The organism is Sporosarcina sp. P32b (assembly GCF_002743335.1).
In the GTDB taxonomy this organism is placed as follows: domain Bacteria; phylum Bacillota; class Bacilli; order Bacillales_A; family Planococcaceae; genus Sporosarcina.
The window spans coordinates 47634-63225 of sequence record NZ_PDZB01000002.1 but is presented as its reverse complement, the minus strand read 5'-3'; the positions used below and the strand labels follow the sequence as shown (position 1 = coordinate 63225).

Below are 15592 nucleotides of genomic sequence, written 5' to 3'. Positions count from 1 at the left end.
GTACTTATACATATGGAGATAAAGTGAATTCGTTACCAACGACTATCTTAGAAATCACTCCAAACGCATAGTCGTGATGCACGTATTGTCCCCTTCGAATGTAGTAATTTCAGATACAGTTTCTCTCGCATCTTGTTTAATCGTTACCGTGAATGTGTCATCACGTGGAAGCCACAAGTCGATAAATCCATTAGCTTCAGTTGTTTTGACGTCATCGAGAATTACATTTCCTTCAGAATCTTCTATATGCACATCGAATTCTTCCTCAACGAGTTCACCTTGACAGCCTGTTAGACTATGGACATCACAAGGGTGTGTAGTGTTAACGAATGGAGCAATCGAGACAAAGAATTCATCTTCAGGAAGATCATACTTCGTCACGTTTTTATCATCATCTGTCACAATTAGTTCAGACGATGTAATTGAAGCGGACGCAGCTACAGCATTTCTCACCGTATAGTCTTTTACTAATTTTTTAATATCTACTGTCTCTTGTGGTTTTGGTGATGGTTGTACTTCATTATTCGCATTTTCATTGCTGCAACCAACTGACAAAGCGGTGATTAGTAGCAATATGGCCATTAATTTCCCTTTCATCTTCTCACAACCTATTCCAATTATTTTTGTGTCTGTTTAGAAGAACTTATGTAACAAATGTTTGACCTTTTATAAAACGTGTATATGATCTTTACTTACATACAATGAAAAGAGCTGCGCGAGGCAACTCCATCATTGAAACATTACTTTTCTGATAGCTCGTCTTCAACAACCCATTTGTGATTTAGTACTTCTTCTCCATCAGTTGTTGACGCATAATCGATCATATAGACAGTCGTCTGTTCTACAGATTCAATTTCTGCTGTCGCGCCTTCCATGCCTTCCATATGATCAGCGAGTACAGTTACTTCAGTTCCTTTGTCTAGAGGAGCTGGAGCCGGATCTTCTAGTTCTTCATGAACTACCCATTTATGATCCAACACTTTCTCGCCGCCATCTGTCGGTGTATAGTTGATAGAATAGGCAACTGTATCAAATGCGCCAACGATAGTTGCAGTAGCCCCCTTCATACCTGCCATATGGTCCGTTTCAATAATAGCTTCAGATCCTACCGGGTATGTCGGGTTTTCCGCTTCCATTAAACCTTCGGGAATACTGCCGTCGCTCGAATGGTCCATCCCTTCCATATCATTGTGTGAAGTTTCTTCACTCTTAACAGGCTCTTCCTCTGTTGGCGTCGCCGCTCCACATCCAGCAAGCACTAGAGCAAACGCTGCACTTATTGAAAGTACTTGTTTTTTCATATGTCTTCACTCCTTCATTAAGTTAATATTAGTATAGCAATTTCTGTTCTTAGTTTAAGCTAAATCCCTAAACTCCTAACAAACTCCTTAATTGCCATAAGGCTTACGTACAAAGCTTTGCTCGTTTTTTATAAGATGGCCAGTCACACTTAATGGATGCTTTCTGCATACATTTTCGATACGTTTATCTTATACTGCTCGATAGAGGGAAAAGGAGCGCATGCTATGAATAAAATCTCAACGAAGTTAGCAGCTTCATTCATTATTTCATTTCTTATTTTGGATACATTGTTAATGGTCTATTTACATCAGACGATCACACATGCCCGGGTGGATGAAGAACTAGATCGACTCTTAAAAACGGGTAGCAATCATCGAAATGTGTTGGAGGATAATTATACTGAAACGACTTTGCATCATATTATTCTTATGGAAAGCGGTGGTGAACGAGACGTCGCGATTCTCGATGATAGAGGAAATATCGTACAGCATTCACTGGATACTGAAGGTATTCTCGGTCCATATGTATCCCAAGTAAATGAAAAGCTACTGACTGAAGATACTATATTACCCGTTGATTGGGAGAAGTCTCCTTATCTTGTCAGTGTGCATCCGTATGAAGCAAAAGGTGTTTCAGGGAGTCTTGTCATGCTGCAAAGTACGGTTCCTATACGACAACTTGTCAATCAACTCAATGTACATTTTCTACTTGCAGGTGGTGGAAGCATTGTCGTTCTGTTTGTTGTCTACTCATTACTATCCAAATGGTTGACACGTCCACTCATTCGAATGAAAGAAGCAACGGAACAGATGAGCGAAGGTTTGTACGATGTGGACTTGCCGAAGCTTTCGAATGATGAGCTGGGAGAACTCGCAGCTTCCATCCGGAAATTATCGAATGACTTGAGTCGTGTCAAACGCGAACGAAAAGAGTTTCTAGCGTCTGTGTCTCACGAAATGGGAACCCCCCTTACGTACTTGATCGGTTATGCCAAAGTGGCTCAACGCACAGAACTGAGTGATACAGAGCGGTTCAACTACTTATCGATTATTGAAGAAGAAGCCGAGCGCTTAAAAACACTCGTGAAAAACTTGATGGATTTAGCGCAAATGGATGAAATGACGTTCACTGTGACGAAAACCGAATTCTCTGCTGAAGAGTTCATCCGAGATATTGTACAGCTCGTCCAACCATCTTTTGATTTGAAAGGAATTACGCTTCTGATTGAACAAGCTGGCGATTTTCCTATCGTGGCAGATCGAATGCGTCTTGAACAAATTATTCTTAATCTGTTAGACAACGCGCTACATTATTCTGAAACTGGCAGTACCGTAATCGTTCGTGCGTTTCAAGATAAAAAGCATAGCATTTTACAAGTGGAAGACAGCGGATGCGGCATTGCATTTGAAAATCAGCAACAAATATTTGAAAAGCTCTACCGTGTCGAGAAATCGCGTTCCCGTTCATTTGGCGGTGCTGGTCTTGGTTTGGCGACGGTGAAGGAATTAACAGAAGCGCACGGTGGCACGATCGAGGTAGAAAGCGAATTAGAAAAAGGTAGTATCTTTACGGTACGATTATAATGAAAGTAGATGATGCATATGAAAACAATTTTGCTAGTTGATGATGAACAACGCATGCTCGATCTGCTCGAACTATTCCTCGCACCACACGGATATCGTTGCTTGCAAGCGACTGACGGCCAAAAAGCACTTGAGCTATTCAACGTGGAGGACGTACATCTTGTATTGCTCGATGTCATGATGCCTGGCATGGATGGCTGGGAAGTTTGCCGCAGAATTAGAGATGTTTCAGCTGTACCTGTAATTTTATTGACGGCTCGATCTGATAAATCTGATGTTGTAAAAGGACTTGACCAAGGGGCGGATGATTATATTACAAAACCATTTGACGAGCGCGAACTTACCGCGAGAGTGCGCGTGGCATTACGGCGTACAGAGGACGACAATCAACCGAAGTCTATTCATGAAGGTCCATTCACTCTTAACTTGGAGTCCTATTCCATCCTATACGACACGCAGGAAGTTCGTCTTACATTAAAGGAATTCTATATTATTGAAGCGATGATGACTCGGCCAAATCGTACGTTCACACGGGAAGACTTGCTTCAAGTAGCTTGGGAATATGATACGTATACGGAAGTTCGAACAGTCGATTCCCATATTCGAAATCTACGAGATAAGTTGAGGAAATCGAATTTCCCCATTGACGAGATTTTGATGACAGTTTGGGGTATCGGCTATAAGTGGAGATAATTACAGATCATGCCATACACATAAAAAAGGCTACTTTCCATGAATGAATGGAAAGTAGCCTTCTTTTATTGATCGGCATGCCGACGATTGACTCTTTTGCCCTGTTGTACATAGGAGTATGTAACTCTCGTTATAGCAAACTTGGTGATTTTTTCTTAATTACGTAAAATAACATACACTAGATATACAACGTACGCTACAGCTAACATGAGACCTTCACGCTTACCAATTTTGAAGCCCGTTCTAGCGAATAGCAATAATACTAAGGTCAATACAAGCATTATGATGACGTCAATAAATACTTTATCGTTCACCGCGATGGGCGTAATGACAGAGGAGGCCCCGAGAACAAACAGGATGTTGAAAATATTGCTCCCGACGATGTTCCCTAAAGCAATTTCGCTCTCCTTTTTCAATGCCGCTGAAATCGATGTAACTAATTCAGGCAGAGAAGTACCGATTGCGATAATCGTAAGACCTACCAATGTTTCACTCATGCCAAGAGAATAAGCGATTTTCGTGGCGTTACTTACGACTAAATCTCCTCCGAAAATAATTGCTGCCAGCCCGACTAAAGTAATTAGTATATTCTTGCCCCACTTCACATTCTCAGTGGCTTGTGTAAGCGTAGAATTTTGACGGCTTCTAAGACCAAGTTCAATCACATAGTACATAAAGATCGAAAGGAATAGTAAGAAAATTATTCCATCACCGCGGGTAATCATATTGCTGCTGAAGCCTTGTAGTGCCATATCACTCATCAACACCAACATAACTATACCCGCCAGCAAAGTAAACGGAATCTCTTTCCGTATCGTTTCACTTTGTACCTTCAGCGGAAACAGAAATGCTGCCATCCCGACAACGATCGTAATATTGAATATATTACTCCCCACTACGTTCCCTACTGCGACATCCGCGTTTCCGCCCATCGCTGCAATTATACTGACCGTCGCTTCTGGTGAGCTAGTTCCAAGTGCTACAATAGTCAGCCCAATCAATATAGGTGGAATTTGTAAAAGTCTTGCGATATTTGAAGAACCATCCACGAAATAGTCGGCCCCTTTTATTAATAATACAAATCCAATAATGAGTAAAACATAGGACATATATTGGTTACCTCCTCCATAGGAATGATATTTCTAATTAGCTGTATGCAAGCGTATCTAGACTACAGTAAAATAATTGCTTCAATTACTGCATACTTGAGGCACATAATGACATGCACCATGATGAAAAACAGAATATGTATTTGACTTTACTTTCCCATAGCATTCATCCTTCTCAATCCCAGATATGTTATACGATGTAAGCTCTACTACTCTGCTCCTTCCCTCTTTTGTTTTTTCATTTTTGATTATCTCACGTCATCACTACTTATGCATCTTACAAGTCATACAAAGACATTCACTTCTCGTCATTACCTGCTCTCTTGAGTGGTGTTGAAATTTTTTATAAAAATAGCTTGTCCATAGATCTATCTTTACAGACAAGCCCTCGATATACTTTTCTACAAACTTACTATAGGACTGAATGTACAATATTTTGGAGATTTTCTTCTGATTACGCATTTCTGTTTCCTCACCGATCACATAAGTTACATGTAAATAACGGAACCTATGGAAATTAAAAGTATAATTACTCTTTGAAAACCGATTAAGGTATGGTAGACTGTTCCTGTTCGAACAATTAAATACTATAACTAGGGGTGTCCAACGTTATTGGACTGAGATGGAATGATAGTACACGCATTCCGGACTCTTTGGACCTGATCTGGCTCGTACCAGCGTAGGGAAGTTTTCATTTTATCAGCGACGCGTATTTTTGCGTTTTGAAGACCAGGTCCTATCTACGGAACTGGTCTTTTTTGTTGCCGATTCCCATCACTTAAATCGAGTCATGTCGCCCCTTAAAAGGAGACGATGACAAAATGCAAGAGAAGAAAGAAGAAATCCATATCCATGAATGTTTTCCAGCCAGTAGAAAGATTTACGTACGAGGAAGTCGTCCAGACATACTCGTACCGATGCGTGAAATTGAGCTATCACCAACTGTAACTGATCAAGATGAAATAGCGAATGAACCTTTCCGTGTGTATGATACAAGTGGTAAATATACGGAAGCTGGTTTTCAAGTGGATATCAAAAAAGGACTTCCAATTATCAAGAAGAGCTGGATAATTGAAAGAAATGACGTGGAAGAGTATGAAGGCAGGCAAGTGAAGCCGCGGGATAATGGATATCGTTCACTAGAAAATATGCAAAAAGATGCAGAATTTCCATTGTTGAAACGTAAGCCATTACGTGCAAAAAGCGGTATGAATGTTACACAAATGCATTATGCGCGCAAAGGAATCATTACACCTGAAATGGAGTTCATTGCAATCCGTGAAAATGTAACGCCTGAACTTGTACGGGATGAAGTAGCGAAAGGACGGGCAATTATTCCGTCTAATATTAACCACCCAGAAGCGGAACCGATGATTATCGGAAGTAAATTCCATGTGAAAATCAATGCGAATATCGGTAATTCTGCGGTCTCCTCGTCAATTGCTGAAGAAGTGGAAAAAATGACATGGGCTACACGTTGGGGTGCAGACAATATCATGGATTTGTCAACAGGAAAGAACATTCACACAACACGTGAATGGATCATCCGCAACTCCCCTGTCCCCGTCGGAACGGTACCACTATATCAAGCGTTGGAAAAAGTAAACGGCAAAGTGGAGGACCTCTCATGGGAAGTATTCCGCGACACATTGATCGAACAAGCAGAGCAGGGTGTCAGCTACTTTACAATCCATGCGGGTGTTCTGCTGCGTTATATTCCCATGACGATTCATCGTGTGACTGGAATTGTCTCACGGGGTGGTTCTATTATGGCTCAGTGGTGTATGTTGCATCATAAAGAAAGTTTTCTCTACACACACTTTGAAGATATATGTGAAATTATGAAACAGTACGATATCGCGTTTTCATTAGGAGATGGATTACGTCCCGGCTCAATTGCTGATGCCAATGACGAGGCACAATTCGCTGAACTTGAAACACTTGGCGAACTGACGAAAATTGCGTGGACACATGATGTGCAAGTCATGGTAGAAGGTCCTGGACATGTGCCAATGCATTTGATTAAGGAAAACGTTGATAAGCAAATGGAGATTTGCCAAGAAGCACCTTTCTATACGCTCGGTCCTTTGACGACAGATATTGCGCCTGCTTATGACCACATCACATCTGCTATTGGTGCGGCTATGATCGGTTGGTTCGGAACGGCAATGTTATGCTATGTAACTCCTAAAGAACATCTTGGTTTACCGAATAAAGATGATGTGCGTGAAGGCGTCATTACGTATAAAATTGCAGCCCATGCAGCTGATTTAGCTAAAGGTCATCCGAATGCACACAAACGTGACGACGCATTATCAAAAGCCCGTTTCGAATTCCGTTGGCGAGATCAATTTAATTTAAGTTTGGATCCTGAACGCGCGATGGAATATCATGATGAAACATTGCCGGCTGAAGGAGCCAAGATCGCCCACTTCTGTTCGATGTGCGGACCTAAGTTTTGCAGTATGCGAATTTCACACGACATTAGAAAATACGCTGATGAAAACAGTTTAGAAGAGAAGCTAGCAATGGAAAGTGGCATGAAGGAGAAAGCTGAAGAATTTAAAAAATCCGGTGCTGAAATCTATTATTGATAAGGAGTGAATGGAGTTATGACAACTGAACAGTTAATTCATCAGATCTCTGTAAAACGCCGAAATCTTCATCAGTTAGAAGAACAGTTGGCTCTCCTGCAAGCACAGTGCATACACGAATATACTGAAAACGTAACCTATAGGAAGTGTATGAAATGCTTGAAGATCGAGAGTGTCCATTATTAATACATGTTCTGCCATTCATGAACAGGATTTGTGCTCTTTTAGCTTCCTGAAAAAATCATCGGTATTGTGACTCAATATCGTTTTCCATTCACGCGCCCGATTACACAAATACTTTTAGCCGTTGTCCTTTAAAAGTTGAATTTGAAGTTGGTACAATAAAAAATGACCCACCTCGTCCCTTTACAATGCGGACCTTGGTGAGTCATTTTCATCATAATAACAGGATCTGAAATCGCAGACATTTTCAATGTACCCCTTTACTAAGTAAGTTACACTCAAAAGCCCTCCATTGCTGGAGGGCTTTTGAGTATTAATCTCAGTATTTAATCTATAGATTATTTTAAACACCCAGCTGCCGCACTCCCTGCTAGCCATACCCCGCCAACAACAGTACCTAAAGCCCATCCTGCTGGACCACTAACACCTGCAACTGTCATAAGCCCAGTAAAGGCTCCAGTATGTGCAAAGCCAGCAAGAGTTGCAGCGCCACAGCCACTTATTTTAGCCATCGACACAACATTCGAGTTTGCTTCTTCGATTATTTCTTTTTTGTACTTCTCACCTTCTGGACGCGCTAAAACTTCATTAAGTTTTTCTAAGGTTTGTACTAACTCATTAAAATATTCTTTACCGATTCGAGATTCCAATTCTACTTCTCTTTCGATGGTCACTGTGCCATCTTTTTCATTCAATACAAGATATTCCGAAGTAATCTTAGCTACCTCATCCACATGTAAACTAGCAGCCTGAGTATTTTGTGGTGTCCATACAATACTAACCATCATCACTAAACAAGTAATAATGGTAAATATACTGAACTTATTTTTCTCAAATAACATTCCAGTCATTCCCCCTACTTCTAAGCAATAATCATAATAAATGTAAAACTAATTACAAATCTCATTATTCCTTACGTGATAATAAAGAGATAAAAAAGTTTATTACAAATCCCGCTACTAACAATAGAATTAATAATGGCCAGGTAATTTCGTTTTGCACACTACTTATTAGGATAAAAACAAGAACAACACTAATTAACGTAATTAGCAAGTGGCTCATTTTCATTGAGATCACCTCCGCCATTGCTATATATAAATAAATCTTGTTTGGATATTACACTAACATATGGATTCAAATCACAATAAAGTAAATAAATAATTACATGTATTCATTAAACTGAATGTAACTTAATATTAAAAAAGATACGTTTAATCAAACTCTTCGTATTCATTCGGGTGCTGTCCTTCTACTCTTCCCGCTTCACCTTTATCTAAAGAGTCAATTTGTCTCATATCTTCTTCGGACAATTCAAAATTGAATACATCAAGATTCGCTTTTTGATGGGCATAGTTAGATGATTTCACGACCGTTAAAATATCATTCTGTAGGTTCCAACGAATAATAATTTGCGCTGGTTGCTTATTGTGTTTTTTAGCTATCGAGACAATCGTTTCATTTTCTAACACGTCGTTTAATTCGCGCCCTAAAGGACTCCAAGCTTCTGTTACGATACCGCAGCTTTTATTGTATTCTACTAGTTCGTTATTGTTAAAATACGGATGGCGTTCAATCTGATTGGTCGCCGGCGTTACACCTGTTTCCTCAATGATACGCTCTAGATGTTCCGGTAAGAAATTAGAAACACCAATCGTCTTAATCAGTCCGAATTTCTGTGCATCGACTAAAGCTTTCCACGCTTCTACGTATTGATCTTGTTTTGGAAGCGGCCAATGAATCAAGTATTTATCAAAGTAATCGATTCCGATACGATACAGTGACTCTTGAATCATCAGAATTGCTCTTTCGTACTCATGTGAAGCTCCAGGTAGTTTGGAACTGATCAGCAGTTCTTCTCTAGGCACAGTTGACCGCCGAACCGCTTCTCCTACCATTCCTTCATTATTATAATTCGTTGACGTGTCAATGAGTCTGTATCCCGCTTCGATCGCGTTTAACGTACTCACTACACCTTGCGCGCCTTTAACCTTTACTGTGCCGAAACCAATTGAAGGAAGGCTGGTTCCGTCATTCAATCGCATCGATTGTACGATTATCTGTTCCATTTTTATCTGACTCCTTTTTAAAGTAAATTCTTCTATTTAAAAAACACGAATTGATCGGACGTGTCTTCTACTCGTCTCAGTCATGTGATTTCCCTTACTGAATGTGAACTAAACATTCTCTGCAGTTTTCAATAAAAAAGCACCTATGTCTGTACTACACATGAATAGCTGAACATCCACGTGTAGTACTGGCACAAGTGCACTTCTTATTTTTCCTTGAACGATCGATACAGCAAATAGCAAAATAAAACAAAGCCAGAGAATGCGACAATGAACTGAACGGCAAATCGATCTACTTGCGCTACTTGTTGCAACACTTGAAGCGGATTGAAAACAACATCCCAACTATTGAAGCGCAAGAACCTTCCAATATAAACGCCGATTCCTGTCAGCAAACCTACACTTACAATACTCGCGTAGCCAATCTTCTTGGAATACTTCTTTCTAACCATCTGTTCGAAAATATAAACAGACTCCAGACCCACTACGATGGAATAAAAGAAGCCCATAGCAATCACTAATAACTTGGTCCATATGAAGATGTCCTGGCTGTATACTATACCGCCACCTGGCGCATAGGATCCTGCATTTGACACCCATCTGAACTTTTCATTCGCTATATGAATAAAATCCGTTACAACATAGACAGAGTTAGGGAAGAAAAACAACCAAAGCAGTATCCAGAAAACAGTCCAACTGATCTTCTTCTGCCCTATCGTCGTGACCGCTTGATTAATGAAGAAAACTGGTAATATGGCCAATAACACATTCCAAGACAACACCGCATAAAGGAAGTCGAAACTCTTAAAGAGCATGACCAGACAGACGCCCCAATAAGCCAACATGAATAATACTAGTATTTTATGTTTCTCAATAAATGTTTTCATTGAACCTCCTGTTAGTAATAATGGGTATATGTTTACTCTCAATCTCAAATTAACTACTAGTGTAAACGAATCCAATTGAGTTAAGTTGCAACTGCATAAAAGATTGTATAGAGTTCTCTAGATATAGAGAAGGTATTTCAAAAATGAACGCATCATGATGCTTTATAAGAAAGGAGCTTGAATTACGTGGAACCTAACAAATACTTAATGACCAAAATGGGTAAGAAGCTCTAGTAAAAGAGTTAGACGAGTTACAAACAAAGAAGCGCGAAGATGCATTACAGCGCGTTAAAAATGCACGCAAGTTTTGTGGTTTTAGAGAGGACTCTGAATACGAAGCTCCCGTAGAGTCACAAGCACAAATTGAAGAACGTATTGTATTTATCTTAGATAGACTTCGACATGCCGAAGTCACTTCCGTACCAGATGGTGAAACAGATACTGTCGTTTTCGGTGCACCTGTGACATTTATTGAACTACCGGATGGTGAAAAAGAAACCTATACGATTGTGGGTGTCGAAGAAGCTGATTTACTAGAAGGGACTATTTCGAATGAATCACCACTTGCCAACAGCTTATTAGGACATTCTATAGGTGACCAAGTATCTGTTCAAACACCAAGCGGAGAAATGACCCTTCTGATCGTAGCGGTACGATGAATACAATTAATCATTTGATTATATACCGTTAGGGGTATATAGTTACACTAGACACATTATATAAAACCTAGTAACTGGAGGACGTAAATTGAAACGCATTAAAACTATAGAAGAATGGCGAACTGTTAGAGAAAGTTCTGAAAAACAATCCGTTCTTCTCTTTAAAATGAGTTTGACATGTTTCAGCAGCCTATCCGCAAAAAAAGAATTACATAAACTTGTTACAGATTTACCACTCTATGTCATTGTCGTACAAACGGATCAAGCCATTTCAAAAGCGATTGAAAGTGACTTAAAAGTTAGACATGAATCGCCACAATTGTTAATTGTAAAAGATCAAAAAGCAACATGGCAAGCGACACATTATCACATTAAAGAATCTGTAGTCCGTGATGCAATTGAAATGTATAGCTGATTTTAAACACATCTGCGCAAGAGATTTTCAGCAACGTATATACATTCACGTTAGTTTCAGACACGGGTATTTTTATAGACTTTCGCACAAACAAACAAACTAGTGTTTTGTTTGTTTATGCGAAATATAAAGCTTATATCGGTACCCTTGTAGTCTCAACGCTGTACTTTTCATCCTCTAACTCCCTTGTTTAGAACCAGTATCTGTAACTCAAAGCCACGTACACACTTTAAAAACGAGACAACTCCACGCACACTAGGTGTATGTATAGATACATTTCCTCAAACACTTTACGACTTTATTTATTCAACTTGATCATCCATACAAGAAGATCTTGCAGAACTGTTGTGTGGAGAGTGTAATGAATGTACTGCCCTTTTTTCTCCGAAGTGACAAGCCCTGCATTACGTAAAATGTTTAAATGATTGGAAATGCTCGGCTTACTCATCTCGAATTCTTCGTGTATTTCACTGGCAGTTAGTGATCCTTTTTCACTGAGTAGCGTTAGTATTTGTCTTCTCGTTTCATCGTTTAAAGCTTTAAAAATATCGTTCAAATCGAGCTTCTCCTTTCATTTCAAGCATTTAGATGTTTGTCTAATTAGTTATTTACCTAATTATATACTACTTGAAGCAATTAAAAAAGTACCTGTGCTGAAAACAAATAGGAATAGCTAAACACTCCTGTTTGTTTTCGTACAGGTACTCTTCGAAGAAATGTATACTTCAAGTTCATACGGCTTACAGCTTCGTGCGCTCTTTCAATTTACCGTGCAATTCGTTTAATCTCGCCATCAGTTCTTCATACTCCAACAAGCCAATATTACACAATTGAATTTCTTCATTGACTCGCTCTATAATCGTATTTTTTTCGTTTTGCGCCTTTTTTTCGAGCGTGACATATACTTTACGTTCGTCTTCTATAGAACGTTCTTTGCGTAGCCAACCTTTTTCCTGCATACGGGAAATCATCGGCGTGAGCGTCCCTGTACCTAGGCCGACTTGTTCGCCAAGCTCTTTCATCGTGATTCCGTCCTGCTCCCATAACGCGAGGAGCACCAAGTATTGTGGATACGTAAGTCCAAATGGTTTCAAGACATTAGCGTATAGCTTAGTAAACTCTCCCGCCGTTTCATAAACAGCAAAACACAACTGTTTGTCCAGCGTAGAAAAGTCTTTCTTCATAATAGCTTTTCCACATCTTCCGCAAGTTTTGCAGGATCCGTTTGGGGTGCGTATCGTTTCACGACTTGTCCGTTGCGATCTACTAGAAACTTTGTAAAATTCCATTTGACTTTTTTCGACAGCAGTCCACTTTTTTCTGTTGTGAGGTGATCAAATAGTGGATCGGCTTCATCACCATTTACATTTACTTTTCCCATGATTGGGAATGAAACACCATAATTCAGCTGACAGAACTCAGTCGTTTCATCAATATTATCAAATTCCTGGTCATTGAATTGATCGCAAGGGAAGCCGAGTACCATCAAGCCATCTTCTTTATATTGTTCATATAGCGATTGTAAACCACCGAACTGTGGAGCAAAGCCGCATTTACTCGCTGTGTTGACGATGACTAAAGGTTTCCCTTCATACTCTTTCAAAGACAATATCTCGCCATTCGGTTTTTTTACTTCAAAATCGTAAACGGATACCATTTGAATACCTCCTCTTATTTTACTGTGATTTCAACTTCTACATTTCCATTAAGTGCTTTAGAATACGGGCAGTAATTATGTGCTTTCTTTGCATATTCTTCTGCCGTCGCTTGATCGACACCCTCAATTGTCACTTCAAGTTTCGCACCTAGTTTGACACCGCCATCCGTTTTATCTGGATAAAGTGCCACAGTTGCGATGACTTCACTACTAGCATACTCTACTTTGCCTTTATCTAACTGAATTTCGAGTGCACTGTTGAAACATGCGCTATATCCAGCCGCAAACAATTGTTCAGGATTCGATGCGCCAGACACAACACCGCCAAGTGCTACAGGTTTCGCTACATCTAGATTGAATATATTATCGGGTGAATAAACAGAGCCATCGCGTCCGCCTGTGTTAATAATCGTCGTTTCGTATAGTGGTTTCATGTAAAATTCCTCTTTTCGTTTTTTACGTTGTGTACGATTTAATCTTAAGCGATCTATTGGGTAATTGCAATGATTTTGTTTCTGAATAGAAAATAAAAAAATATCCGCGCATGAACTTTCATGACTGTTACCCAATCACATAAGTTCTTTTGCACGGATACTTCTTTTACAATTTATTTTCATTGCACCAACTCGTCCGATATTGTTACATTACGTAAGGTGACATTCTATAGAATATGATTTCCATATGAATGAAAGAGTTATCTTTACGCATTTCCCTCATCCTGCTTTACTAATTGATCTGCAATATTTGCGCCAATAAAGAAAGCAGGCGCCGATGTATTGCCGTCCGAAACAAACGGCGCAATGGAATCATCTGCAACAATCAAATCTTTCACACCGAATACTTCTCCCGTAGCATTCACAACACCACTTTCTTCATTTGGTGCCATTCTTAGTGTGCCTTGTATATGATGTGTTGGACCTAAGTTTTCCTTAATGAACGCTTCCAGTTTGCTGTCGTCTTGAATCGTTTCTAGTGTAGGTGTAACAAGTTGGTAGTGCGAGTCAATTTTCGATAGTTCTTGTACAATGTTTTTAATATAAACCTTATAAACGTTTTTTATTGTTTCCAGGTCAGATTGATTATTCAAAAACTCTACATCAGCAAGAACAATTTTTAATGGATCCGCATTTTGGATTCTGACAGTTCCTTGGCTTTTTGGTTCCAATAAAATCAAAACGATACTTAGCATTCCACCAGTCCCGATTTGGCCAATTAGCTGGACGCCACGTCGATTGGGGTCAGCACCAGGTGTTGGATCTGGCAGGAAGGCTCCACCTGTATAAAGCGCAAATGGATCCGCTTCCGGAAGTGCTTTATCAGTTGTATTCGTTGTGAACATCGCTGTATTTACCGGGTGCGTAGTCATGTTCTTCCCCACATTCGCATTATGATGAACAACGGGAATGCCGGCTTTATCCAGTATATCAGCTGGTCCGATTCCAGAAAGCATTAATAACTGAGGGCTATTCATTCCCGCCGATATAATGATTTTTTTACGAGCATATGCGTAATAGCAGTTTCCATCTTTTAAAAACTCCACACCAATTGCTCGCTTTTCATTATCAAAAATCACACGCTGTACCGTTGAATTATAAGATACTAGTAACCGTCTTCCATTTACCCCTTCACCGTTTCCATTCATAACATCCGGTGAAAGAAAAGCGGTATCAGCACTTTCTCGTTGACCATAGGGAGTCTGGTATAGTTGCCATCTTGTAAAGGGGCCTAGTGGTGTATTGGGATCATTATAGTCTAAAATTCTAGTGAAACCCGTGGCTCTTTCCATTGCTGTCACCAATTTTTCAGTCATACTAGTTGGATTAGCAGGAGCCTGTCTAATAGCCAACTGTCCGTTATATCCTCTAGCATTCGGATTTTGAGTCTGGCCATTGTAAGTTTCTAGTTTCGAAAATTGATACGTTTCTTGTTCAGGTGACCAAAGCGGACCTAAAAGATTTTCCCATCGTTTCATATTTACCTGCGACGGTCTTACATATTGGTTATTGTTAATGGAGGATCCACCTCCCAAAGTTCGCCCACCTGTCCAATCAAATGTTCTATTTTTGACGTTTTTTTGCGGGACACTTTTTCCTTGCCAGAAATATTGCGGGAAAAAGTCGTCAGTGAGAATAAAAGGTGGAGCAAACAAAGAATCTCTAATTGGCTGTTCCTTACTGTTATTATCTCCTGCCTCTAAAACTAACATTGAATTTTGGTGATCATCAGTTAGCTTTCTTGCAACGGCAGCACCTGCTGGCCCCGTTCCAACCACGATATAGTCATATGTTGGTTGGTCATTGGTTCCTTTATTCATTTCCATCCCCCTAGACGATTTTTGTGCAATATATCCTATGGCAAGGAGAGTTGGTTTATGAAGCATTGCGTGGACTATAGAATTAATGTTAGCGATGCGGTAATCAACGAAACATAACAAAAAAGCACCG

At 39.8% G+C, this 15592-nt stretch carries 16 protein-coding genes, 1 pseudogene and 1 riboswitch; of the genes and pseudogenes, 6 read left to right on the top strand and 11 right to left on the bottom strand.

The window, feature by feature from the left end; translation table 11 throughout:
• Positions 1-54: 54 nt before the first annotated feature.
• Complete coding sequence (locus tag CSV64_RS01920; RefSeq protein ID WP_099633375.1) at positions 55-597, bottom strand: CueP family metal-binding protein; 543 nt, start codon at positions 595-597, stop codon at positions 55-57.
• A 143-nt stretch (positions 598-740) separates the two neighbouring features.
• A complete protein-coding gene (locus CSV64_RS01915; protein WP_099633374.1) occupies positions 741-1301 on the bottom strand; it encodes a YdhK family protein in 561 nt (186 codons plus the stop codon).
• A 225-nt stretch (positions 1302-1526) separates the two neighbouring features.
• Between CSV64_RS01915 and CSV64_RS01910 the strand changes: the two genes are divergently transcribed.
• Both CSV64_RS01910 and CSV64_RS01905 read left to right on the top strand, forming a co-directional pair.
• The gene (locus CSV64_RS01910; protein WP_099633373.1) at positions 1527-2885 is read left to right on the top strand and encodes a sensor histidine kinase; all 1359 of its coding nucleotides are present in this window, start codon (positions 1527-1529) and stop codon (positions 2883-2885) included.
• 18 nt (positions 2886-2903) lie between these two features.
• Positions 2904-3578 (top strand): response regulator transcription factor, encoded by a 675-nt coding sequence (locus CSV64_RS01905; RefSeq protein ID WP_099633593.1) that lies wholly within the window; start codon positions 2904-2906, stop codon positions 3576-3578.
• A 155-nt stretch (positions 3579-3733) separates the two neighbouring features.
• Here CSV64_RS01905 and CSV64_RS01900 read toward each other — a convergent pair whose 3' ends face one another.
• The gene (locus CSV64_RS01900; protein ID WP_099633372.1) at positions 3734-4687 is read right to left on the bottom strand and encodes a calcium/sodium antiporter; all 954 of its coding nucleotides are present in this window, start codon (positions 4685-4687) and stop codon (positions 3734-3736) included.
• A 585-nt stretch (positions 4688-5272) separates the two neighbouring features.
• Positions 5273-5390: riboswitch (TPP riboswitch) on the top strand.
• 118 nt (positions 5391-5508) lie between these two features.
• Between CSV64_RS01900 and thiC the strand changes: the two genes are divergently transcribed.
• Entirely contained in the window at positions 5509-7281 is a 1773-nt protein-coding gene (gene thiC / locus CSV64_RS01895) for a phosphomethylpyrimidine synthase ThiC (protein ID WP_099633371.1), read from the top strand.
• 521 nt (positions 7282-7802) lie between these two features.
• Here the strand turns inward: thiC and CSV64_RS01890 are convergent.
• The 3 genes from CSV64_RS01890 to CSV64_RS01880 all read right to left on the bottom strand — a co-directional run bounded on the left by CSV64_RS01890 (position 7803) and on the right by CSV64_RS01880 (position 10417).
• A complete protein-coding gene (locus CSV64_RS01890) occupies positions 7803-8306 on the bottom strand; it encodes a hypothetical protein (protein WP_099633370.1) in 504 nt (167 codons plus the stop codon).
• 369 nt (positions 8307-8675) lie between these two features.
• Positions 8676-9530 (bottom strand): aldo/keto reductase, encoded by an 855-nt coding sequence (locus CSV64_RS01885; RefSeq protein WP_199168379.1) that lies wholly within the window; start codon positions 9528-9530, stop codon positions 8676-8678.
• Between the two features lie 206 nt (positions 9531-9736).
• Positions 9737-10417: a DUF1361 domain-containing protein gene (locus tag CSV64_RS01880; protein WP_099633369.1), complete on the bottom strand. Its 681-nt coding sequence runs from the start codon at positions 10415-10417 to the stop codon at positions 9737-9739.
• Between the two features lie 236 nt (positions 10418-10653).
• Here CSV64_RS01880 and CSV64_RS17055 point away from each other — a divergent pair.
• From CSV64_RS17055 to ytxJ, 3 genes and pseudogenes are all read left to right on the top strand, one after another.
• A pseudogene (locus CSV64_RS17055) lies at positions 10654-10818 on the top strand (transcription elongation factor GreA); the annotation flags it as partial.
• Positions 10792-11076, top strand: a complete 285-nt coding sequence (locus CSV64_RS17050) for a GreA/GreB family elongation factor (RefSeq protein WP_369823488.1) — start codon at positions 10792-10794, stop codon at positions 11074-11076. The pseudogene CSV64_RS17055 and the gene CSV64_RS17050, both read left to right, overlap by 27 nt.
• 88 nt (positions 11077-11164) lie before the next feature.
• Positions 11165-11491, top strand: coding sequence for a bacillithiol system redox-active protein YtxJ (ytxJ, locus tag CSV64_RS01870; RefSeq protein ID WP_099633368.1), 327 nt, complete (start codon positions 11165-11167; stop codon positions 11489-11491).
• 298 nt (positions 11492-11789) lie between these two features.
• Here ytxJ and CSV64_RS01865 read toward each other — a convergent pair whose 3' ends face one another.
• The 5 genes from CSV64_RS01865 to CSV64_RS01845 all read right to left on the bottom strand — a co-directional run bounded on the left by CSV64_RS01865 (position 11790) and on the right by CSV64_RS01845 (position 15468).
• Complete coding sequence (locus CSV64_RS01865; RefSeq protein ID WP_099633367.1) at positions 11790-12047, bottom strand: autorepressor SdpR family transcription factor; 258 nt, start codon at positions 12045-12047, stop codon at positions 11790-11792.
• A 184-nt stretch (positions 12048-12231) separates the two neighbouring features.
• Positions 12232-12675, bottom strand: a complete 444-nt coding sequence (locus CSV64_RS01860; RefSeq protein ID WP_099633366.1) for a MarR family winged helix-turn-helix transcriptional regulator — start codon at positions 12673-12675, stop codon at positions 12232-12234.
• Positions 12672-13148: a glutathione peroxidase gene (locus CSV64_RS01855; RefSeq protein ID WP_099633365.1), complete on the bottom strand. Its 477-nt coding sequence runs from the start codon at positions 13146-13148 to the stop codon at positions 12672-12674. Before CSV64_RS01855 ends, CSV64_RS01860 begins: the two co-directional genes overlap by 4 nt.
• Positions 13149-13162: 14 nt before the next feature.
• The gene (locus CSV64_RS01850) at positions 13163-13582 is read right to left on the bottom strand and encodes an organic hydroperoxide resistance protein (RefSeq protein ID WP_099625833.1); all 420 of its coding nucleotides are present in this window, start codon (positions 13580-13582) and stop codon (positions 13163-13165) included.
• Positions 13583-13848: 266 nt separating this feature from the next.
• On the bottom strand, positions 13849-15468 hold the full coding sequence (locus CSV64_RS01845) for a GMC family oxidoreductase (protein ID WP_099633364.1): 1620 nt from the start codon (positions 15466-15468) through the stop codon (positions 13849-13851).
• Positions 15469-15592 lie beyond the last annotated feature (124 nt).